Below are 23,376 nucleotides of genomic sequence, written 5' to 3'. Positions count from 1 at the left end.
ACGCCCCGCTCGCCATGCTGGCCCTTCATCCCCAGCATGGAAATCGTGCCCATGAGCACCCCCAACGCACCCACACCCGATGAGATCAAAAACGATCTCAACCAGATCGGCCGTCTGCTCTTCAACACCGAAACCCCGCTGTTGCCCGAGCACAAACCGAGCACCGAGCAGGCTCATCTCAAACGCCTCGAAGAGCAGTTGAAAACCTATCGCGACGGCTACCTGCAACGCAGTCGCGCGCTCTATCAGGCGCTGGCAACCAGCGACCTGCAAAGCGAGGCAGGCAAGCAACTGATCGCCACGCTGAAGGTGCGCCTCAGCACGCAACTGATCAACATGGATCTGCGTGACCAGATCGACGGCAAACCGGCAAAAACCTTCCTTAAATACGACGCCGGTTTCACCGCGCTCGAGTACGAGGCGCAACAAGCCGTCAAGGATCGCCTGTTGCACCCGCAGGCTGGTGAACTGATGAAGAAACTGGCGCTGGGCCCGCTGTTGCGTCCGGCCATGTATGCGTTGCAGTTCACTTATCAGCAAACCACCGTCGAGCTCGCCGGGGCCTTTGTCGTTACGCAAAACGACACCCCGAAAGTCAGCGATCTGCTGACCGACCAGAGCGCGGGTTTCGTCGTGTTGTTCACGCCCGCCAGGGGCCTGGAGCAGTTCAATTCGCTGGCTGATCTCGACGCCCATCTGCTCGAGACCATGAAGCACAGCATCAGCCGTGGCGAGTTGATGCAGCTGCTGCCCAGCCGCTACCACGAGGTCGGTACAGCAGGAATCTGGCCATTGCAGCTGGCGCCCATCGACAGCCAACCGCTGTTCGAACACATCTACGATGCCTTGATCGAAAAACGCACCCTGGATATCGAATATGCACTGAGTTTCGCCGCTAACCCGCAGCAGGATCCCGCTCGCTTGATCGCCGAGCTGGAGCGCGCCATCGGCGCTGCGCTGCCGGATCTCACTCCGCGTCTGGCCCTTCAGGCACAAACTCTGTTCGAACGGCACCTGCGCAACAGCGCCCCGGACTGGTACCGCAGCGCCGACGCCGCCAAGCGGGCCGAACTGGCGTTGCACCTGGGCAACTACAATCAGGCCCGGCAAAACCTGCTTGACCTGATGGGCCCCGCGGTCAGTCTGATGGCCGTGGCCCGCCAGCAATGGCTGGAGCGTTTGAGTGATGATCTGCAAATCGACGATCTGCAACCGGACAACCTGCAAATCACCACCGACCGGCGGGTACCGGGATACGGCGTATATGTGCACAAGCGCAACCTGCTCGAGCTGACCCTGCGCGGCCCGCACACCGGCGATGACTTGCCAGGCTCGGAGTTTCTCAGCCACACCAGGCTGACTTACAACGACCTGCCGTTATCCGACGAGTACGCGGACGTGACGCCCGCCTGGGTGATCAAGCAGGCACTGGAGCTGGAACCGCGCGTCGACTTCGCACGTTTGCAAACGCAGATGCAGGCAAGCTCCGCAATCAAACCTGCCATTGAGCAGATGCTCGATCAGCGCATCGTCGCGCTCGCCCATACCGCAGCGCTGCAAGGGCACCTGCTCGACAGCGACCTGCAAATGATCCGGCGCCTGCGCAGCGGCAGCGATTCACAGTTACGCGCCGCCACGCTGTGTTTGCACGGTGCGCAACTCCAAGACCTTTGGGTGCTGCGTCAGAACGATCAGTCCGGTGCGCTCAAACGCGTTCTGCTATGCACGCCACAGGCCCCACGCGATCGCCAGTTCGAGGCCTTTGACAGTGAGCGCGAGTGTCAGGCCCATGTGTTGTCGTGGGCCAAGCAGAGTGACGCAGCCCAAACCATGGCTGGTTACCTGGTCAGCCGCGCACCGATGCGCTTTCGTCCTGCTCTGCGCAAAGTCTTGTCGGGGCTGAGCTTCAAACCGGAAGCAGCGGAGCACCAGAAGGTGACTTTCGATCACCTCGGCAACCATCTCGATTGCCTCAAAGCGATGGCTGAACACGTGCTTGCCACACGCATCGATGATTATGATTTCAGTACACCGGTGTGGTATCGCTCGACCACTGCGGCCAATCGCCGACAACTGACGACGCTGAGCGACGACGCCGAGGGCGCACTGCTCGCATTCAATCAACATCCGCTGTCGGGCGGGCGTTTCCAGACATTTGACGCCTACGTGCACGAGCAAGCGAAGCTCAGCCTGAACCGCTTGCTCAAACGTGCGGCCAATGACGTCGATCCTGACACCGTCTGGGCCTACTCGCCAAAATCGATCGTGCCCTCATGGACACCAAAGCCGTTGACCTATACCCGGCTGTATCGCGACGGCTATGCCGACGGCGTGGGTTTTCTCGAGCAGAAATTCTCACGCTCGGCGCGCTTCAGAGGTCCGCAAGGCGTCGATATCAGCAGCCTGACCGCGCAGAATGTCGCGCGCTCGGTCACAGGGGTGTGGATCGGCCAACGCTATACCGACAAAGTCAAAAAGGAGCTGCAGAATTCCCAGAGCGAAGGCTACGCGTTCCGCCGCAACGCGACGCTGGCGATCACTCAGCGCCAGATGCAAAGCGCCGCGCTGGAATGCCAGCTGCAAGGACATATCGCCAGCAGCGACCTGCAATGGCTCCAGCAAAGCATCACCAGCATGGATCAAACGTCGGGGCAGACGCGGACGAAGTACCCGATCCACCGGTTGATGATCGACGGCGAATGGGTGATCGATACCTGGCTGTTCAGCCATGGCAGTAATCCGGTTCTGCTGTATACGCCGGACGCGCCGGACGGCGTGCGTTTTCGTGAAGCGCGCCTGTTCAATTATCTGCTGCTGCAATCGGGCATGGTCGAGTACTTCACCTCGCGCGTGGGTATCAGCGCCCAGACCCGGGTCCGCACGCACCTGGACAACATCCGCAAGAAGCTGCCCAAAGACCTCAACAAAACCACCCCCAGCCCCGCCCGCTACGACTCGATGCGACCGGCCGACGCCGTCAGCGACCTGCTCACCGCGCTCTATGACATGAAGCTGCAACGGCGGATCGACAACGTCCACGCGACCACCACCAGTCGTACCGAAATGATCGCCGGCCTGATCTGGACGAGCGTTGAGTGGGTCGCGGCCATCGCCACCGCGCCCTTCCCGCTGTTGAGCCTGAGCACCGGCCTGTTGCTGGCCTTCAAGGACGCGATGCTCGCCCTGCATGCCTATCGTCAGGGCAACAACAACGAAGCGTTCCGGCACTTGCTTGGTTATCTGTTCAACAGTGCCGGCGCGGTGCTGACGGATCTGCGTCCGGCGCTACGGTCACTCAAGCCCGTCCGGCGCCCGTTGCGTCAGGCTGTCGCCACTGCCGGCGATGAGCAACAGAGTGCTCTGGCATTGGTCGATCAAATGGCCACTGAACCCGTCTGGGACGATATGCAGGCGGTCGCTTTCAGAGGACAGTCGTATTACGCCAGTAACAACCCGGACGCGCTGGGCCGTTATTTGCTCTACCGCCCGGATCCGAATGGCTCCGGACTGCTTTCGACCGGCATTCTGACCGTACGCAATTCCGACGGGGTGATGGTGCGCAGCGGCCTGTCCGGCGGTGCACCGAAATACGAAGCTGTGCCCGATACACCCGGTCCGCACAAAGATTATGGAGTCGCGATCGACTACCGCGAGCGCGTCGAAACGTTGCTGGTGCCGCAATCGCGCGAGGCATTGCTGCAACTGAGCGATATGGGTATCCCGCGGCAGACCATCATGGCCCGGGTGGTCGATGAGTTGAGCGAGGTACGCACAGCCTATCTGGAACAGGTCGAAAAACTCACCAAAGACGCCACGCGCCATTTTGCCCGGCTCGCACCGCTGCCCGCCCGTGCCGAAGTGCCGGCGGTTGCCGCCAATACCTCATTCGCACAGTTGATCGGCAGCGATGCATTCGCCGCGAAGAACCTGGTGATCGGTGCACAACCTGGTTCGATCGCCAGCAAACAGTTATTGATCGAGCATCTCGACGTCCTCGTGGCGAACGGCTACAAGCATCTCTTTCTCGAATACCTGCCGGGTGACGTGTTTCATCTCAAACTGGAAAAGCTCAACAGGAACGGCTCCTGGTTTCATATCAAGAAACATCTGAAGGCGCTCGACAAAGCCATGGGGTATGCGCCGGACGCAGCTTTTTCTTACCTGGCGCTGGTGCGCAGGGCCCGGGAAAAAGGCATGAGCATCCATGCGCTAGACGGCTCGGCCAGCTATAAACTCGAAGGGATCATGGTGATGTCCGAAGTCTCGCCGCTGACCCCGCGCAACAACTCCATCAGAAACTTCTATTCGCACAAGGCGCTTGCCAGCGATGTGGCCGACGTCGGCGAAGAGCGCTGGATTGCCCTGACCGAACAGTCGCGCATGACCACGTTCGACAACACGCCGGGCCTGGCCGACCTGCACGAGGCCGTAGCCATACGTGTTGAAGACATCGACCTGTACCAACCGGCACGCATAAGCAGGGATACACCCGGCGCCATCGCCGGCGATGCGACTGCGCAAGGTGATTTCCTGGTACAGATGCCGAGCACCTACAAGGCACCTCTACCCGTCTCCAGGCCGCCCGCCGCAGCTAGCGCCGTTGATCACTTCAGCGATTTCGATGTGGCTTTGCCGCTGCGTGACGATATTGCTGAAATGTTGCATAAGCCCTACTCCATGGACTCGAATTACACCCCGACGATCTCCAGTGAAAGAACGGCCTACGAGGCTTTCATCGCCCAGCGCAAGCGCCTGGAAAAAACCGCCAGAGACGCTTTCACCGACTACGTCCCTCCCGATGCGCCGATCCTGCCGGTGCTCACCTCCGACTGCACATTCGAGGCTTTTCTGCGGCAGCTGGCCGACGGACGCTTGAATCTGCTGATCGGCGAAGCCCATGCCGATGTAGCGAGCAAAGCGCTGCTGAAAAAGCACATGAAAGCGCTCAAGAAAGCAGGCTATGACACGTTGTATGTCGAGCACCTGTTCACCGATCTGCACCAGGCCGATCTCGACATTTTTTTGCGAACCCAACGTATGCCGCACAGGCTGAAGGCGTACCTGCATCGTCAGGACCGAGGGCACATGATGGCTTACGGTGGCAGCGATACCTACACGGAGCTCTACCAGGCAGCAGCCAAATACAACATCCGCATCAGAGCGATCGATTGCACAGCGTCCTACCACCTCAAGGGCCTGCATGACAAAGCAGTCTCGCGAAACGAGATGTTCAGCTATTTTGCAACCCAAGTGATCGAGGCTGATCAACTGGCCAACGGCCCGCATAAATGGGTGGCCCTCATCGGCAGTGCGCACACCAATTACAACCTCGGCGTGCCAGGTCTGGCCGATACACTTTCAGCCGTCAGCCTGCACGTGCGCGACACCGCCCCTGAGCTGGCCAGGGATATTCATCGCGGCACATGGGAATTTGTCAGCGGCCAGCACGAGGCCAACGTGAGGGCCTTGAGCAGCGACTTTGTGATGGAGGTGGCCGTCCCCGGCACGAAAAAACCTGCTGCGCCTCCGTCTGTCAGTCGCAGCAGACTGACTCGACAGGGCCAATTCCTGATCGAAAATGCAGATACCCGCAAAGCCAGTGTGGTGCATAGATCCAGGTCCGGCGAGATCGTTGAGACGCCGATTCAGATCAATGACAAAGGTCTGTTCTTCATTGATCGCTGGGGGAAAAAAGATCAGAGCTTCAAATACCTGCGAACCTTGATCGACATGCTTGTAACGGACGTCAAGCTGACACAGGTGACGTGACATCCACGCGATTGCACGTCGTGGAAAACCACCGGGCTCGACGGCCCGGTGGTTTTTTACGCCTACGGATCAACCCGATCCAGCGCACGGTTCACCGCCAGCTCAGCGAGCATGATGATCTGCTGAATCGCCAGCGCCGTATTGCGCTGCGGTCGCCCCAACTGATCGGCGAAATCACTGGCCAGGGTATTGGCTGAAGCGAGGGATTCACAGGCGTGGGCGAGCAGGGTTTCGGTGTCGACGTCGGGCTGGATCAGAAACAGGGTGCCGGGCGGGCGCGCTTTGCTCGGCTGTGGGCACAGGTAAAAATCCAGAGCGCGCTTGATCGCTTCGCGGTTTTTCGCGAGGTCGTCGGCGCGGATGGTTTGTTCGAGGGGGGTGGTGGGTTCGAGGGGTGGGTCGGGGACAGGTTTTGACATTGATACGTTCCTCATCAATAGCCAATCACTTGCCGTTTCTCACGCGGCGGAGTGGTGGCAGCAGTGTGCGGGGTGAGAAACCGGTAGGAACAAGCCCGGCCGGACCGAAGTCCGCCCGCACACAGCCGCCATAACAATGCAGACAGCAGGAATGCCGGCGGCGATTATGGTGGTACTGATTGTGGATTAACAGTTCCTAAGGGTTCTCACACCCGATCGCCGAAGTTTCGGCGACACCAAAAGACTAGAGATCGCACGTCCGACGGACAACCTGAAAACCTTGTGGGAAGGTTCTGGTCATTGGGTACCGGATTTAAACAATCTCAAGTTCTCGAGAGCATGGATGGGCCTCATCGCGAGCAGGCTCACTCCTACAGTTGTGATCGGGTGCATTCAGTGAGAAACGGGGCGGCTGACAGGCCGCCTTCGCGAGCAGGCTCGCTCCCACAGAAAGCAAAATCAAGATCAAAAGATCGCAGCCTTCGGCAGCTCCTACACAATGAGCGTTAGCTCGAGTGCTCTTGATCTTGATCCACCGGCGACGTCGGAAGGCTGAGTGGAGGGATTGATCCGGGCGTGGGAGCGCAGCGACCGTCTGGCGCAGCCAGACACAGCGCAAGGAGGTGCAGCGAAGCAAACCGTAGCCGCTGCGCCCGGATCAGTCCCGTAGCGAAGGAACCCGAGCCTGCGAGGGCCGAACGTAGGAGCAAGCCTTTTCGGTTACCTTTTTGCTGGGCCGGCACTCCGGCGTTTGAAAAAGGTGACTCGCCGTAAGGGCGAAACCGCCAGCCGCCACACCCGAAGCAACGGATATTCACCCAATTCAAAAAAAAACCAAGGCCAACAAAAAACCCGCAGACAATCACTCATCTGCGGGTCTCCCGTTCAAGCAGCCAAGAAGATCAGAAATCCTCCAGCCGCCACACCTCATAAGCCGGCGTCTCATACGGATGACTGAGCTTCAACGCCGCCACAACAGCCACAATCAACTCATCCGCAACGACAAGCTCAACCTTCCATTCCTCAACCCGCTCGACCTGCCCCGCCTGACCGATAAACGGCTGACTGCCGTCCAACGGTCGAAACTGGCCCAGGCCAAGCACCTGCCACGCACAGTGGTCATAGTCACCGATCCGCCCACCACCGGCAGCGAACACAGCCCCTTTGACCACCTCGACATGACTGTCAGGAACAAAAAACGCCAACTTGTACACGACGATCAGTTAACCCACACGCGAGCATTACGGAACATGCGCATCCACGGCGCGTCTTCGTTCCAGTCTTCCGAACGCCACGAGTTCTGCACCGCACGGAACACACGCTCCGGGTGCGGCATCATGATCGTCACACGGCCGTCACGGCTGGTGAGGCCGGTGATCCCGCGCGGCGAGCCGTTCGGGTTGGCCGGGTAGGCTTCGGTGACCTTGCCGTGGTTGTCGACAAAACGCATCGCCACGCAACCGGACAGATCGGCTTCCAGCAGTGCTTCTTCGCTGGCGAATTCGGCGTGTCCTTCACCGTGGGCGATAGCGATCGGCATGCGCGAACCGGCCATGCCCTGCAGGAAGATCGAGTTCGACTCCTGGATCTGCACCATCGCCACACGCGCTTCGAACTGCTCGGAGCGGTTGCGCACGAAGTGCGGCCAGAACTCGCTGCCCGGGATCAGCTCGTGCAGGTTGGACATCATCTGGCAACCGTTGCACACGCCCAGCGTGAAGCTGTCGTTACGCTCGAAGAAGCCCTGGAACGCATCGCGGGCGCGGCTGTTGAACAGCGCCGACTTGGCCCAGCCTTCACCGGCGCCGAGGACGTCGCCGTAGGAGAAACCACCGCAGGCCACCAGGCCTTTGAACTCGTTGAGATCGACACGGCCGGCGAGGATATCGCTCATGTGCACGTCGATCGCGCTGAAACCGGCGCGGTCGAAAGCGGCGGCCATTTCCACCTGACCGTTGACGCCCTGCTCACGCAGCACGGCAACCTGTGGGCGGATGCCTTTCTTGATGTAAGGCGCGGCGATGTCCTGGTTGACGTCGTAGCTGAGCTTGACGCTCAGGCCCGGGTTGTCTTCTTCCAGCAGCGCGTCGAATTCCTGCTCGGCGCAGTCGGCGTTGTCGCGCAGACGCTGGATCTGGTAGCTGGTCTCGGCCCACTGACGTTGCAGCAGACGACGCTGGCCTTCGAACACGGTGTCACCGTTGAAGGTGATGTTGATCTGGCCATTGTTGATCGGCTGACCGATCACCGACACGCAGTCGCCCAGACCGGCGGCGCTGAATTGCGCGAGAATGTCCGGGGTGGCGTCCTGGCGAACCTGGATCACCGCACCGAGTTCTTCGTTGAACAGGATCGCGGCGATTTCCGAAGCGGATTCGGCAACGCTGTCCAGGTTCAGGCTCAGACCGCAGTGGCCGGCGAAGGCCATTTCCACCACGGAGGTCAGCAGACCACCATCGGAACGGTCGTGGTAGGCCAGCAGGTGACCGTCGGCGTTGAGGCCCTGGATCACCGCGAAGAAAGCTTTCAGGTCTTCGGCGTCATCGACATCCGGCGCATGCTTGCCGAGTTTGCCGTGGACTTGCGCGAGGATCGATGCACCCATGCGGTTCTGCCCGCGACCGAGGTCGATCAGGATCAGGTCAGTGGTACCCTTGTCCATGCGCAGTTCCGGGGTCAGGGTCTGACGGATGTCAGCCACTGGCGCGAAACCGGTGACGATCAGCGACATTGGCGAGGTGACGGTCTTGTCTTCGCCGTTGTCGTTCCAGCGCGTGGCCATGGACATCGAGTCCTTGCCCACCGGAATGGTGATGCCCAGCTCAGGGCACAGCTCCATGCCGACCGCTTTCACGGTGTCGTACAGGCGCGCGTCTTCGCCCGGGTGGCCGGCCGCCGACATCCAGTTCGCCGACAGTTTGATGTCGGAGAGCTTGTTGATGCGCGAGGCAGCAATGTTGGTGATGGTTTCGCCGATGGCCATGCGGCCCGAGGCCGGCGCGTCCAGCAGAGCCAGCGGAGTACGCTCGCCCATCGCCATCGCTTCACCGGTGTAGACGTCGAAACTGGTGGCGGTGACGGCAACGTCGGCCACCGGCACTTGCCACGGGCCGACCATCTGGTCACGGGCGACGAGGCCGGTGATGGTGCGGTCGCCGATGGTGATCAGGAAGCTTTTGCTGGCTACGGCCGGGTGATGCAGAACGCGTTCGATGGACTCGCTGATGTCGAGGTTCGACGGATCGAAGTCATCGCCCAGCTCGGCTTCGCGAACCACCGAACGGTGCATGCGCGGCGCCTTGCCCAGCAACACTTCCAGCGGCATGTCCACCGGGTTGTTGCCGAAATGGCTGTCGGTTACGGTCAGTTGCGGTTCGGCAGTCGCTTCACCGACTACGGCAAACGGGCAACGCTCGCGTTCGCAGATCGCCTGGAAGCGCTCGAAGTCTTCCGGGCCGACTGCCAGCACGTAACGTTCCTGGGATTCGTTCGACCAGATTTCGTGCGGGGCCATGCCCGGCTCGTCATTCGGGATGTTGCGCAGTTCGAAACGGCCACCGCGGTCGCCGTCGTTGACCAGTTCCGGGAAGGCGTTGGACAGACCGCCCGCGCCGACGTCGTGGATGAAGCTGATCGGGTTCTTGTCGCCCAGTTGCCAGCAACGGTCGATGACTTCCTGGCAACGACGCTCCATTTCAGGGTTTTCACGCTGCACGGAAGCAAAATCCAGATCCGCCGAGCTGGTGCCGGTGGCCATCGACGAAGCCGCGCCGCCACCGAGACCGATCAACATCGCCGGGCCGCCGAGCACGATCAGCTTGGAGCCGACGACGATCTCGCCTTTCTTGACGTGCTCTTCGCGGATGTTGCCCATGCCGCCAGCGAGCATGATCGGTTTGTGGTAACCGCGCACTTCGTCGCCGTGCGGGGTCGTGATCGATTGTTCGAAGGTACGGAAATAGCCGGTCAGCGCCGGACGACCGAATTCGTTGTTGAACGCAGCGCCGCCGAGCGGGCCTTCGATCATGATGTCCAGCGCGGTGACGATGCGCTCAGGCTTGCCGTACGGCACTTCCCACGGCTGTTCGAAGCCAGGGATTTGCAGGTTGGAGACGGTGAAACCGGTCAGGCCGGCCTTTGGCTTGGCGCCGCGACCGGTTGCACCTTCGTCACGGATCTCGCCACCGGAACCGGTGGATGCGCCCGGGAATGGCGCAATCGCGGTCGGGTGGTTATGGGTTTCAACCTTCATCAGGATGTGCACCGGCTCCTGCACCGCGCCGTACTGGCGGGTTTCAGGGTTCGGGAAGAAGCGGCCGGCAACGTTGCCGACGATCACCGAAGCGTTGTCCTTGTAAGCGGACAGCACGCCTTCGCTGTGCATCTGATAGGTGTTCTTGATCATGCCGAACAGGCTTTTTTCCTGGCTCTGGCCGTCAATGTCCCAACTGGCGTTGAAGATCTTGTGGCGGCAGTGCTCGGAGTTGGCCTGGGCGAACATCATCAATTCGATGTCGTGCGGGTTGCGCTTCAGACCGTTGAAGGCGTTGACCAGGTAGTCGATCTCGTCTTCGGCCAGGGCCAGGCCCAGCTCGGTGTTGGCCTTTTCCAGCGCGGCGCGGCCGCCACCGAGGATGTCGATGGCGGTCAGCGGCTTCGGCTCGGCATGGCTGAACAGACCGGCGGCCTGCTCGAGGTTGGCCAGCACGATCTGAGTCATGCGGTCATGCAGCGCGTCCGAGATCAGTTGGGCTTCGGCTTCGCTGAACTGCCCTGCAACATAGAAGGCGATACCGCGTTCCAGGCGCTGGATCTTGCTCAGGCCGCAGTTGCGGGCGATGTCGCTGGCCTTGCTCGACCACGGCGAGATGGTGCCGAAACGCGGCAACACCAGAAACAGACGGCCGGTAGGCTCTTGAACCGGAACACTTGGGCCGTACTTCAGAAGGCGCGCTAGCACCTGCTGTTCGTCGCCGGTCAGGACGCCGGTGACTTCGGCGAAGTGAGCGAATTCAGCATACAGGCCAGTGACAGCTGGAACCTTCTGGCTCAGTTGCTCAAGGAGTTTGCTGTGGCGAAAGGCAGAAAGGGCAGGAGTGCCGCGCAGGATCAACATCTTCGGGACAGCCTCGGGAAGGGGTGTGCTTTGAGGCCGTGCATTCTAGCCTAAACCGACCTCAACATCACCCGAAACGCTACGCACGGTTGCACTCGGGTAGCAATCTGTGTTTCTGCCTTCGGGGTCAGGTAAATCAAGCCTTCCAGCATGGCTTATTTTTACTGTAACAAAATGCCCTGAAGGCCCGTATTCAAGGGATTTCGTTCGATTTTGTGATCGCTAGCAGACTAGTCCTACGCTGTCGAGATATGGCGCCCGTGGCCGTTTGCGTATACTGCGCAGATGTTTTTCCCAACGGCTTTGCGTCCGCGATACGCCAAATGGCTGATCGCAACCGGACTCTTCCTGGTGCTCGGTGGCTGTGTTGATAAACCCAACACACTCGAGCGCGTAAAGGAGGACGGTGTGCTGCGCGTGGTTACCCGCAACAGCCCCGCCACCTACTTTCAGGATCGCAGCGGTGAAACCGGCTTCGAATACGAGCTGGTGAAGCGCTTCGCCGACGATTTGGGCGTCGAATTGAAGATCGAGACCGCCGACAACCTCGATGACCTGTTCAACCAGGTCGGCAAGCCGAACGGCCCGGTACTCGCGGCCGCCGGTCTGGTCAGCAGCGATGAACGCAAGAAGCAGGTGCGGTTCTCCCACTCCTACCTCGAAGTCACCCCGCAGATCATCTACCGCAACGGCCAGTCGCGTCCCACCGATCCGGCGGATCTGGTCGGCAAGAAGATCACCGTGCTCAAGGGCAGCACCCACGCCGAACAACTGGCCGCGCTGAAACAGAAATATCCCGGCATCGAATACGAAGAATCCGACGCGGTTGAAGTGGTCGATCTGCTGCGCATGGTCGATGAGGGCCAGATCGACCTGACCCTGGTCGACTCCAACGAAGTGGCGATGAATCAGGTGTACTTCACCAACATCCGCGTGGCCTTCGACCTCGGCGACGCGCGCAGTCAGAGCTGGGCGGTGGGCCCGGGCGAAGACAACAGCCTGCTTAACGAAATCAATGCCTATCTGGACAAGGTGCAGAAAAACGGCACCCTGCAACGCCTGAAGGACCGCTATTACGGCCATGTCGATGTGCTTGGCTACATGGGCGCCACCACCTTCGCCCAGCACTTGCAGCAGCGCCTGCCGAAATACGAACAGCACTTCAAGAACTACGCGAAGAAAGAGAAAGTCGACTGGCGCCTGCTGGCCGCCATCGGTTATCAGGAATCGCTGTGGCAGCCGACGGTGACCTCGAAAACCGGCGTACGCGGCTTGATGATGCTGACCCAGAACACCGCGCAGGCGATGGGCGTATCGAACCGCCTCGATCCCAAGCAGAGCATCATGGGCGGCGCCAAGTACCTGGCTTATATGAAAGATCAGCTCGACGACTCGATCCAGGAACCGGATCGCACCTGGTTCGCCCTGGCGGCGTACAACGTCGGCAGCGGCCATCTGGATGACGCGCGCAAACTGGCGGCGAAGGAAGGCTTGAATCCGGACAAATGGCTGGACGTGAAAAAGATCCTGCCGCGCCTTTCGCAGAAGCAGTGGTACAGCAAGACCCGCTACGGTTACGCCCGCGGTGGCGAACCGGTGCACTTCGTGGCGAACATCCGTCGCTACTACGACATCCTGACCTGGGTGACCCAGCCGCAGCTTGAAGGCGATCAGGTGGCCGAGGGCAACCTGCATGTGCCGGCGATCGACAAGTCGAAACCCGCGCAAGAACCTGCCCCGCTTTAACCCACACCTCAAATCCAACTGTGGGAGCGAGCCTGCTCGCGAAAGCGTCGTGTCAGTCGACATAATCTTTGACTGATACATCGTTTTCGCGAGCAGGCTCGCTCCCACAGGGGTTTTGTGTAGCTGCTCAGGATTTGGCAGCAGCCAGAATCAGCGCTTTCATTTCCGATACGGCGGACTTGAAGCCCACGAACAACGCATGCGCCACCAGCGCGTGGCCGATGTTCAGCTCATTGATGCCTTTGATCGCAGCCACGGCTTCAACGTTGTGATAATGCAAGCCGTGACCGGCGTTAACGATCAAGCCTTGGGCCAGACCAAACGCAACGCCATCCGCCACACGCTTCAATTCCTCGGCCACTTCAGTCGGGGTTTCGGCATCGGCATAACGACCGGTGTGCAGCTCGACTGCCGGCGCACCGACGCGCTTGGAGGCGGCGATCTGGCGCTCGTCGGCGTCGATGAACAGCGACACTTCGCTGCCGATCTTCGACAAGCGCTCGACCGCAGCCCTGATGCGCTCCTCCTGCCCCGCTACATCCAGACCGCCTTCGGTGGTCAGCTCCTGACGGGTTTCCGGGACCAGGCAGATGTGCGCCGGGCGAATGCGCTCGGCGAACGCCATCATTTCTTCGGTGACGCCCATTTCGAAGTTCATGCGGGTTTGCAGCACATCCTTGAGCAGCAACACGTCACGCTCCTGGATGTGCCGGCGATCTTCGCGCAGGTGCACGGTGATGCCATCAGCGCCCGCCTCTTCCGCATCCAGCGCCGCTTTCACCGGATCCGGGTAGCGCGTGCCACGGGCCTGACGCAGGGTGGCGACGTGGTCGATGTTCACGCCGAGAAGAATGCGATTGCTGCTGGTCACGGATGCGCTCCTGAATAGAGAGGTTCGGCGCACAGCATATCAGGGCTTGCGAAACAGCTCGCGACTGACAAGCGGACGCCCGCCCAAATGCACCGCCAGGGCCTGGCGCATCAGACGCTTGGCCGCCGACAGCGCACCGGGCGCCGACCAGTCGGCTTCGGCCATGGCCAGCAGTTCAGTGCCGTTGAACAAGCCTGGTTGCAGCAGATACACCCTTTCGAGACCGGCATCGACTTGCAGGCGATAGAGACCGTCAGGTGCCACAGGCTCACCGTGCATATCGGTGTTCATGGAGAAGCCGTAGCCGAGATCATCCAGCAATCGCCATTCGAAAGAGCGCAATAAAGGCTCCAGCGGTCGACCTTCGGCCAGCGCCAGCAAGGTCGCGGCGTAATGATCAAATACTGCAGGATGCGGATCCTCGGCAGGCAACAGGCGAATCAACAATTCGTTGAGGTAGAGACCGCTGAACAGCGCCTCGCCGTTGAGCCATGCCGAGGTGCCAGAACTCTCCATGCGCCCGACATTCTTCAGCTCGCCCTTGCCACGGAACTCGACCTCCAGCGCCACGAACGGCCGCGCCAGCGTCCCGGCCTTGCCCCGCGCACTGCGCAACACCGCCCGCAGCCGACCTTGCGGCGTGAGGAAATCGACCAATGCGCTGGTTTCGCGATAGGCGCGCGAATGCAGGACGTAGGCGGGTTGGGCGGGAGGCGGGTTTTGCGACATTGAGTTCTCGATGAAGAAACGCGGTTTTACATACAACCCAAAACCACTGTGGGAGCGAGCCTGCTCGCGAAAGCGGAGTGACAGTCAACATCAATGCTGAATGTTACATCCTCTTCGCGAGCAGGCTCGCTCCCACAGTGAGTAGCGGTGTTTTCGAGATCGCTACTTACAGATCGCCATAACCCAGCGAACGCAGCGCGCGCTCGTCATCGGACCAGCCGCCCTTCACCTTGACCCACAGGTTGAGCATGATCTTGGAGTCGAACAGCAGCTCCATGTCCTTGCGCGCTTCGGTGCCGATGCGCTTGATGCGCTCGCCCTTGTCGCCAATGATGATTTTCTTCTGACCGTCACGCTCGACGAGAATCAGCGCGTGGATGTGCAAGGTCTTGCCCTGCTGCTTGAATTCTTCGATTTCGACGGTGATCTGGTACGGCAGCTCGGCGCCCATCTGGCGCATGATTTTCTCGCGCACGAGTTCGGCGGCAAGGAAACGGCTGCTGCGGTCGGTGATCTGGTCTTCCGGGAAGAAGTGATCATTCTCCGGCAGGTGATCGGCGATGACCTTTTCCAGCGCTTCGAGGTTGTGCCCGTGCTGCGCGGAAATCGGGATGATCTGCGCGTTTGGCAGCTGTTCCTGCAACCAGCTCAGATGCGGCATCAGCTCGGCTTTGTCTTCGATGCGATCGGTCTTGTTCAGCGCGACGATCAGCGGGCCGGTCACGTATTGCACACGCTCGAGCACCATCTGGTCTTCGTCGGTCCACTTGGTGCGGTCGACGACGAAGATCACCACATCGACGTCTTTCAACGCCGCCGAAGCGGTTTTGTTCATGTAGCGGTTCAGGGCCTTTTCGCCACCCTTGTGCATGCCCGGGGTGTCGACGTAGATCGCCTGTACGTCGCCCTCGGTCTTGATCCCGAGCATGTTGTGGCGAGTGGTCTGCGGTTTGCGCGAGGTGATCGCGAGCTTCTGCCCGAGGATGTGGTTGAGCAGCGTCGACTTGCCGACGTTGGGACGGCCGACGATGGCAACGTAGCCACAGCGAGTTGCGTTTGTATCAGTCATTGCCATTCTCCACGCCCAGGGCAATCAGTGCTGCGGCGGCCGCTACCTGTTCGGCAATACGACGGCTCACACCCTGACCTCGGCTTTTTTCATTCAGTAAGACCACTTCGCATTCGACGAAGAAGGTACGGCAGTGCGGTTCGCCCTGGATATCCACCACTTCGTAGCGTGGCAGTTCGCAACCGCGCGATTGCAGGTGTTCCTGCAAGCGGGTTTTCGGATCCTTGTTGGTGTCGACCAGCGTCAGCCCTTCGAACTCGCCGGCCAGCCAGGCCAGCACGCGCTCGCGGGCGACGTCCATGCCGGCATCGAGGTAGATCGCGCCAATCAACGCTTCGAGGGCATCTGCCAGAATGGATTCACGGCGGAAACCACCGCTCTTCAGTTCACCCGAACCCAGACGCAAATAATCACCGAGGTCGAAACCGCGAGCGAGTACGGCCAGCGTCTCACCTTTTACCAGCCGTGCGCGCAAACGCGACAACTGGCCTTCGCGGGCCAGCGGGAAGCGATCGAACAGCGCCTCGCCAGCGACAAAGTTGAGGATGGCATCACCGAGGAATTCCAGACGCTCGTTGTTGCGCCCGGCAAAACTGCGGTGCGTGAGGGCCAGCAGCATCAGCTCCTGGTCCTTGAAGGTGTAACCGAGCTGGCGCTCGAGACGGCTTAGAGAAACGCTCACGGTTTACCCACGCTGAGTTCGTGGCTGGTTTCCACTGCCATCGCCGGGGTACGGCGCAGGCCTGGGACAATTAACGCTGTGTTCAAAAAATAAATCCTGGCGATTGCGAAGCCGATTGTGCCGGCTCCAGAAATGCATTCGGCGCTGTGGTCAACAGCGCCGTGTTTGATTACTTGATCAGGCCAACCCGCGAGAAATTCGGCAGGTGGCTGAGTTTCGGCTCCGGCCAGCTCATCCAGACCGCGAAGGCCTTGCCGACAATATTCTTGTCGGGAACCATGCCCAGCAGATCCTTGGGAATGTTCGGATCATCCCAGTAGCGGCTGTCATTCGAATTGTCGCGGTTGTCGCCCATCATGAAGTAGTGCCCGGCAGGCACTGTCCACGAACGGTCCGGGGTAGCGCGGTAGCGGCTCATTTCCTTACGGATCAGGTGTTCGGCTGCGCCGAGTTTTTCCTGATAGAGCTCCGCGCTGCCCAGCGAACCCGCTTCGGCGCCGACCATCTTCTCGGCAATCGACTCGCCGTTGACCAACAGACGCTTGTCGGCGGTGTAACGCACCGTGTCACCGGGCAGGCCGACCACACGCTTGATGTAGTTGACGTTCGGGTCGCTCGGGTAGCGGAACACCATCACATCGCCGCGCTGCGGGTCACCGACTTCGATGATCTTCTTGTCGATCACCGGCAGACGGATGCCGTAGGAAAACTTGTTCACCAGAATGAAGTCGCCGACGTCCAGGGTCGGTTTCATCGAGCCGGACGGGATCTGGAACGGCTCCACCAGGAACGAACGCAGCACCAGCACGATGAACAGCACCGGAAAGAACGACTTGCCGTATTCGACCAGCAGCGGCTCTTTGTTCAGCTTCTCGACCACCACAGGCTCGGGCTGGCTGACACTGCCTTGATAAGAGGCAATGGCAGCACGCCGACGCGGTGCCAGGAACAGCAGATCAAGCAACGCCAACAGGCCGCAGACGAACACGGCGATGACCAGCAACAGCGGGAAATTTAGCGACATAGGACCTGATTATTCCAACCTGAGCACGGCGAGGAAGGCTTCCTGTGGAATTTCCACGTTGCCGACCTGTTTCATGCGTTTCTTACCGGCCTTCTGCTTCTCGAGCAGCTTCTTCTTACGACTGACGTCACCGCCGTAGCATTTGGCCAATACGTTCTTTCTGAGCGCCTTGACGGTTGTCCGCGCCACGATCTGACCACCAATGGCAGCCTGAATCGCCACGTCGAACATCTGACGAGGAATCAGTTCTTTCATCTTCTCGGTCAACTGGCGACCTTTGAAGTGCGAATTGTCACGGTGCACGATCAATGCCAGGGCATCGACCTTGTCGCCGTTGATCAGCACGTCCAGTTTCACCAGATTAGCCGATTGATAACGATCGAAATGGTAGTCCAGCGAAGCATAGCCGCGGCTGGTGGATTTGAGACGGTCGAAGAAGTCCAGGACCACTTCGTTCATCGGCAGGTCGTAGGTCACTTGCACCTGATTGCCGAGGAACAGCATGTCGACCTGAACACCGCGTTTCTCGATGCACAGGGTGATCACGTTACCCAAGTGTTCCTGCGGTACGAGGATATTGGCGCGCACGATTGGCTCGCGCATGTCCTCGATCGCCGACACGTCCGGAAGCTTCGACGGGTTGTCGACGTAAATCGTTTCACCGGTTTTCAGCACCAGCTCGAAAATTACCGTCGGCGCAGTGGTGATCAGGTCCAGGTCGTATTCGCGCTCGAGGCGCTCCTGGATGATTTCCATGTGCAGCATGCCGAGGAAGCCGCAACGGAAGCCGAAGCCCAGGGCGTCGGAGCTTTCCGGGGTGTACTGCAGCGACGAGTCGTTCAGGGTCAGCTTCTGCAGCGCTTCGCGGAAATCCTCGAAGTCGTCGGAACTGACCGGGAACAGACCGGCGTAAACCTGTGGCTGAATGCGTTTGAAGCCCGGCAGCACCGGCACGTCCGGCGTGGAGCTCAGGGTCAGGGTGTCACCGACCGGCGCACCGTGAATGTCCTTGATGCTGGCGATGATGAAGCCCACTTCGCCGGCCTTCAGATCAACGGTGGCGGTGTGTTTCGGGTTGAACACGCCGACGCTGTCGACCAGGTGCACCTTGCCGGTGGACTTGACCAGAATCTTGTCGCCCTTCTTCACACGGCCGTGGCGCACGCGTACCAGGGAAACAACGCCCAGGTAGTTGTCGAACCAGGAGTCGATGATCAACGCTTGCAGCGGATCTTCGATATTGCCGGTCGGCGCAGGGATGGTGTGCACCAGACGCTCGAGCACTTCGTCGACACCCAGGCCGGTCTTGGCGCTGCAGGTGACGGCGTCGGTGGCGTCGATGCCGATGATCTTCTCGATCTCGTCCTTGACGCGATCCGGCTCGGCCTGGGGCAGGTCGATCTTGTTCAGGACCGGCATGACCTCCAGGCCCTGCTCGATGGCGGTGTAGCAGTTGGCCACGGACTGGGCTTCGACGCCCTGCCCCGCATCGACCACCAGCAAGGCACCTTCGCACGCGGCCAGGGAACGGCTGACTTCGTAGGTGAAGTCGACGTGCCCCGGGGTGTCAATGAAGTTCAGTTGGTAGGTGATGCCGTCTTTGGCTTTGTAATAGAGGGTAACGCTGTGGGCCTTGATGGTGATCCCGCGTTCACGCTCAAGATCCATGGAATCCAGTACCTGGGCTTCCATTTCACGCTCGGCCAGGCCGCCGCACATCTGGATGAAACGGTCAGCCAGCGTCGACTTGCCATGGTCAATGTGGGCGATGATGGAGAAATTGCGGATATGACTCAAATCACTCACGGATCAACACTCAAAAAGGCTGCAGGCTTGGCCCGCCGAAAAATAGCCGGGAATTGTACCTGATACACGGCGCAAGCGTCACGTTCGCCTGTCACCCGGATCGCATGCAAAAACGCCCCGGTCTGGCGACCGAGGCGTTTTCAGGGTTCAAGCGCTCAATGAAAGCTTGTTCATCAGCCCGCGCGTCTGAGCAGCCAGACACCCGCCAGCGCACACACGCCGGCCGGCACCAGCACCGCAAACAGCGGCGAGAATCCGAACACCAGACTCGATGGTCCCAGCAGATCCTGGACGATGCGGAAGGTGAAGCCCACCAGCACGCCGGTGAAAACACGCTGACCGAGGGTCACCGAACGCAGTGGACCGAAGATGAACGAGATCGCCATCAGCACCAGCGCGGCGGTCACCAGCGGCTGCAACACCTTGACCCAAAATGCCAGCCAGTAACGGCCGTTGCTCAGGCCCTGCTCGGCCAGATAGTGGATGTAGCCCCACAGACCGCTGATCGACAGCGATTCCGGCGCCATGACCACGGTGCTGAGCAGTTGCGGGCTCAACGCCACGTCCCACTCCTCGCTCGGGGCATTGACGACCTCGGTGCTGCGCTCGTGGAACAGCGTGGTGGCAACGTCGGTGAGCTGCCACTTGCTGCCGTCAAACTCGGCCTTTTTGGCGAAGCTGGAGCTGAGCAGATGGCGTTCCTTGTCGAAGTGATAGCGCGTCACGCCGTACAACAGACCGTTCGGTTGAACGGCGTTGATGTGGATGAATTCCTCACCCTGACGGTGCCACATACCGTGTTTGGCGCTTTGCGCATCGCCGCTGCCCTGGGCCAGCGAGCGATTGGCCTGTGCCATGCTTTCGGTGGCCGGGGCGACGTATTCGCCAATCAGCACGCCGGCGAGCATCAGCACCAGCATCGGCTTCATGACGGCCCAGACGATACGGCCGATCGACACGCCAGCAGCGCGCATGACCGTCAGCTCACTGCTGCTGGCCAGACTGCCGAGACCGATCAGGCACCCGATCAATGCGGCCATCGGCAGCATTTCATAGAGCCGGCGCGGTGCGGTGAGCAATACAAAACCGAGCACGTCGACCAAGGTGTAGGTGTCGCTGACGTCGCCCATTTCATCGATGAAGGCGAAAAGCGTTGCCAGGCCGAGGATGATCGCCAGCACGGCGATGATCGCCATGAATACGCTGCTGCCGATGTAGCGGTCGAGTTTAACCACGGGCCACCTCCAGCGCAGCACTACGACGGCTGGCCAGTTTCAGGCGCAGCGGCTCCCAGTAAAGCAGGCCGAGGCCGATCACCAGAAAGATCGCGTGTACCCACCACAGGCCGAGGGCCGGCGGGATCTTGCCTTTTTCAAGGGCGCCGCGAGCGGCAATCAGGATGGTCAGGTAGGCCATATAAAGAAGAATCGCCGGCAGCAGCTTGAGAAAACGCCCCTGACGCGGATTCACCCGCGACAGCGGCACCGCCATCAGGGTCACGATGAATACCAGCAACGGCAGCGACATACGCCATTGCAGTTCTGTTTTCGAACGGATGTCGTCGCTGCCCCACAGGGACGAGGTCGGCATTGCATCGCGATCGGTGACTTCTTCGCTGACGTCCGGCTTGGGCAGCAGCACGCCGTAGGTTTCGTAATGAATGGCGCGGTAATCGGCTTGCCCCGGGCTGCCGTCATAGCGATAGCCGTTGTCGAGAATCAGGTAACGATTGCCGTCGGGGCGGATTTCCTGACGGCCCGACTCGGCCACCAGCACGGAAATCCCGCGGTCCTTTTTATCGGCGCCGAGGTTCTTCTGCGAGATGAACACGCTGCCGAGATTGACGCGATCGTCGCTCAGGGTTTCGGTGTAAGTCACTCGGGTGCCGTCGCGCAAGGCCTGGAAGCGTCCCGGTTCGAGGGTATCGAACTCGGTCAGCGCGTCCTGCTTGTTCAGCAGCAGCTGGAACTGGTTGGCGCCCTGCGGAGCCAGGCCGAGGCTCAGCCACGCCACCACCAGTGCCACCAGCGTTGCCGGAAACAGGGTCATGCGAAACAGCTTCTGCTGGCTCATGCCAGTGGCCGAGAGCACGGTCATTTCGCTTTCGAGGTACAGGCGACCGTAGGCCAGCAGGATCCCGAGGAACAGGCCCAGCGGCAGAATCAGTTGCAGGAAACCCGGCAGACGAAAGCCCATGATCAGGAACAGCGAGCCCGGATCGAGCTGACCGGCCGCAGCCTGCGCCAGGTATTTGATGAAGCGACCGCTCATGATGATGACCAGCAGCACGGCACTTACGGCGCTGAGGGTCAACAGGACTTCGCGGGATAGATAACGGAAGACGATCAAACCAGACACTCCAGGGTTGTCAGGCTAAGGCGGCCAAACAAGCAAACACATCGACCGGCCCGCCATGCAGAGCGGTCGAAAAAAGATGCGGCATTATCCTGTGATTGTGTGCGCCTGTCACTGCGCACACTCATCCATCGCTGTAATCCTTTGCTGAGGGTTGTCAGGCGCGGGGAGCGAGGTTCAAACTGCGCCCCTTGTCGCAGGCTTTGGCCTGCGCCTCTTCTATCTATAAGCAGGCGACTGCGGACAACGTCGAACGCCTGCGTGTTGACCATTCATTCAGGGATCCGGACATGGAACTGGTTGTAAAAAGCGTTAGCCCAGAAACGTTGAAAACCGCCACCCTGGTGGTTGCCGTCGGCGAAGGCCGCAAACTCGGTGTCGCCGCCAGACTGGTCGACGAGTCGAGCGGTGGCGCGATCAGCGCCGTGCTCAAGCGTGGCGACCTGGCCGGCAAGGTCGGTCAGAGCCTGCTGCTGCACAGCCTGCCGAACCTGAAAGCCGAGCGCGTGTTGCTGGTCGGTGTGGGCAAGGACGAAGAACTGGGCGACCGTCCGTTCCGCAAAATCGTTGCCGGCATCCTCAACACCCTCAAAGGCCTGGGCGGCGGTGACGCCGTGCTGGCGCTGGATGAAGTCATCGTCAAAGGTCGCGACAGCTACGGCAAGACTCGCCTGCTGGCAGAAACCCTGGTCGACGGCGGCTACACCTTCGACCAGTTCAAGAGCCAGAAAGCCGAACCGCGCGCCCTGAAGAAAATCACCCTGCTGACCATCAAGGCTGCGCAAGCCGAAGTGCAGCGTGCCGTGAACCACGCCACCGCCATCGCCAACGGCATGGCGTTCACCCGCGATCTGGGCAACCTGCCACCGAACATCTGCCACCCGACCTTCATGGGCGAACAAGCCAAGAATCTGGGCAAAGAGTTCAAGGATCTGAAAGTCGAAGTGCTCGACGAGAAGAAGATCAAATCCCTCGGCATGGGCTCGTTCTACGCTGTGGGCCAGGGCAGCGCCCAGCCGCCGCGCCTGATCGTCATGCAATACAACGGCGGCAAGAAATCCGAGAAGCCATACGCGCTGGTCGGCAAGGGCATCACCTTCGACACCGGCGGCATCAGCCTGAAGCCGGGCGCCGGCATGGACGAGATGAAATACGACATGGGCGGCGCTGCCTCCGTGTTCGGTACCTTGCGTGCTGTGCTTGAGCTGAAACTGCCGATCAATCTGGTGTGCATCCTCGCCTGCGCCGAAAACATGCCGAGCGGCAATGCTTCGCGGCCGGGCGATATCGTCACTACCATGAGCGGCCAGACCGTGGAAATCCTCAACACCGACGCTGAAGGCCGTCTGGTGCTGTGCGATGCGCTGACCTACGCCGAGCGCTTCAAGCCACAAGCGGTGATCGACATCGCCACCCTGACCGGTGCTTGCGTAGTTGCCTTGGGCGCGCACACGTCCGGCCTGCTGGGCAACAACGACGAGCTGATCGACCAACTGCTCAGCGCCGGCAAGGCTGCCGACGACCGCGCCTGGCAACTGCCGCTGTTCGATGAGTATCAAGAGCAGCTGGACAGCCCGTTCGCCGACATCGCCAACATTGGCGGGCCGAAGGCAGGCACCATCACTGCCGCCTGCTTCCTGTCGCGCTTCACCAAGAACCTCAACTGGGCGCACCTGGACATCGCCGGCACGGCATGGACCAGCGGCGGCAAGGACAAAGGCGCCACCGGCCGTCCGGTTCCACTGCTGACCCAGTACCTGCTCGATCGCGCCAAGGCCTGAAACCGCTGA

The 23,376-nt window shown here is 60.5% G+C and carries 14 protein-coding genes; 3 read left to right on the top strand and 11 right to left on the bottom strand.

What is annotated here, in order from left to right:
- The first annotated feature begins 51 nt into the window (after nucleotides 1-51).
- Nucleotides 52-5,769: a membrane-targeted effector domain-containing toxin gene (locus ACYSTU_RS10820; protein WP_498998296.1), complete on the top strand. Its 5,718-nt coding sequence runs from the start codon at nucleotides 52-54 to the stop codon at nucleotides 5,767-5,769.
- Between the two features lie 62 nt (nucleotides 5,770-5,831).
- On the opposite strand, the gene ACYSTU_RS10815 is transcribed toward ACYSTU_RS10820, so the two are convergent.
- From ACYSTU_RS10815 to purL, 3 genes are all read right to left on the bottom strand, one after another.
- Nucleotides 5,832-6,188, bottom strand: coding sequence for a DUF6124 family protein (locus tag ACYSTU_RS10815; RefSeq protein WP_125927634.1), 357 nt, complete (start codon nucleotides 6,186-6,188; stop codon nucleotides 5,832-5,834).
- A 902-nt stretch (nucleotides 6,189-7,090) separates the two neighbouring features.
- Nucleotides 7,091-7,402, bottom strand: a complete 312-nt coding sequence (locus tag ACYSTU_RS10810; RefSeq protein WP_016771558.1) for a YqfO family protein — start codon at nucleotides 7,400-7,402, stop codon at nucleotides 7,091-7,093.
- Nucleotides 7,403-7,407: 5 nt separating this feature from the next.
- Entirely contained in the window at nucleotides 7,408-11,304 is a 3,897-nt protein-coding gene (gene purL / locus ACYSTU_RS10805; RefSeq protein WP_207808440.1) for a phosphoribosylformylglycinamidine synthase, read from the bottom strand.
- A 285-nt stretch (nucleotides 11,305-11,589) separates the two neighbouring features.
- Between purL and mltF the strand changes: the two genes are divergently transcribed.
- The gene (gene mltF, locus ACYSTU_RS10800) at nucleotides 11,590-13,050 is read left to right on the top strand and encodes a membrane-bound lytic murein transglycosylase MltF (protein ID WP_024011704.1); all 1,461 of its coding nucleotides are present in this window, start codon (nucleotides 11,590-11,592) and stop codon (nucleotides 13,048-13,050) included.
- A gap of 127 nt (nucleotides 13,051-13,177) precedes the next feature.
- Here mltF and pdxJ read toward each other — a convergent pair whose 3' ends face one another.
- The 8 genes from pdxJ to lptF form a co-directional block, all read right to left on the bottom strand.
- On the bottom strand, nucleotides 13,178-13,921 hold the full coding sequence (gene pdxJ / locus ACYSTU_RS10795) for a pyridoxine 5'-phosphate synthase (RefSeq protein ID WP_206421013.1): 744 nt from the start codon (nucleotides 13,919-13,921) through the stop codon (nucleotides 13,178-13,180).
- A 39-nt stretch (nucleotides 13,922-13,960) separates the two neighbouring features.
- The gene (gene recO, locus ACYSTU_RS10790; RefSeq protein WP_016771561.1) at nucleotides 13,961-14,650 is read right to left on the bottom strand and encodes a DNA repair protein RecO; all 690 of its coding nucleotides are present in this window, start codon (nucleotides 14,648-14,650) and stop codon (nucleotides 13,961-13,963) included.
- A gap of 166 nt (nucleotides 14,651-14,816) precedes the next feature.
- A complete protein-coding gene (gene era / locus ACYSTU_RS10785; RefSeq protein ID WP_016771562.1) occupies nucleotides 14,817-15,719 on the bottom strand; it encodes a GTPase Era in 903 nt (300 codons plus the stop codon).
- Entirely contained in the window at nucleotides 15,712-16,401 is a 690-nt protein-coding gene (rnc, locus tag ACYSTU_RS10780) for a ribonuclease III (RefSeq protein ID WP_024011703.1), read from the bottom strand. The genes era and rnc overlap by 8 nt, the downstream gene beginning before the upstream one ends.
- A gap of 169 nt (nucleotides 16,402-16,570) precedes the next feature.
- Entirely contained in the window at nucleotides 16,571-17,425 is an 855-nt protein-coding gene (gene lepB / locus ACYSTU_RS10775; RefSeq protein WP_122508283.1) for a signal peptidase I, read from the bottom strand.
- Nucleotides 17,426-17,434: 9 nt separating this feature from the next.
- Entirely contained in the window at nucleotides 17,435-19,231 is a 1,797-nt protein-coding gene (gene lepA, locus ACYSTU_RS10770; protein ID WP_016771564.1) for a translation elongation factor 4, read from the bottom strand.
- A gap of 173 nt (nucleotides 19,232-19,404) precedes the next feature.
- Nucleotides 19,405-20,466 (bottom strand): LPS export ABC transporter permease LptG, encoded by a 1,062-nt coding sequence (gene lptG, locus ACYSTU_RS10765; protein ID WP_016771565.1) that lies wholly within the window; start codon nucleotides 20,464-20,466, stop codon nucleotides 19,405-19,407.
- Nucleotides 20,459-21,580, bottom strand: a complete 1,122-nt coding sequence (lptF, locus tag ACYSTU_RS10760) for an LPS export ABC transporter permease LptF (protein WP_016771566.1) — start codon at nucleotides 21,578-21,580, stop codon at nucleotides 20,459-20,461. Before lptF ends, lptG begins: the two co-directional genes overlap by 8 nt.
- Before the next feature lie 296 nt (nucleotides 21,581-21,876).
- Between lptF and ACYSTU_RS10755 the strand changes: the two genes are divergently transcribed.
- Nucleotides 21,877-23,367, top strand: coding sequence for a leucyl aminopeptidase (locus tag ACYSTU_RS10755; RefSeq protein WP_039759172.1), 1,491 nt, complete (start codon nucleotides 21,877-21,879; stop codon nucleotides 23,365-23,367).
- The last annotated feature ends 9 nt before the right edge of the window (nucleotides 23,368-23,376 follow it).

It is taken from the genome of Pseudomonas glycinis, from assembly GCF_054871425.1.
Note: the sequence above shows the minus strand (reverse complement) of the source record. Positions and strands in the feature narration are given on the sequence as shown.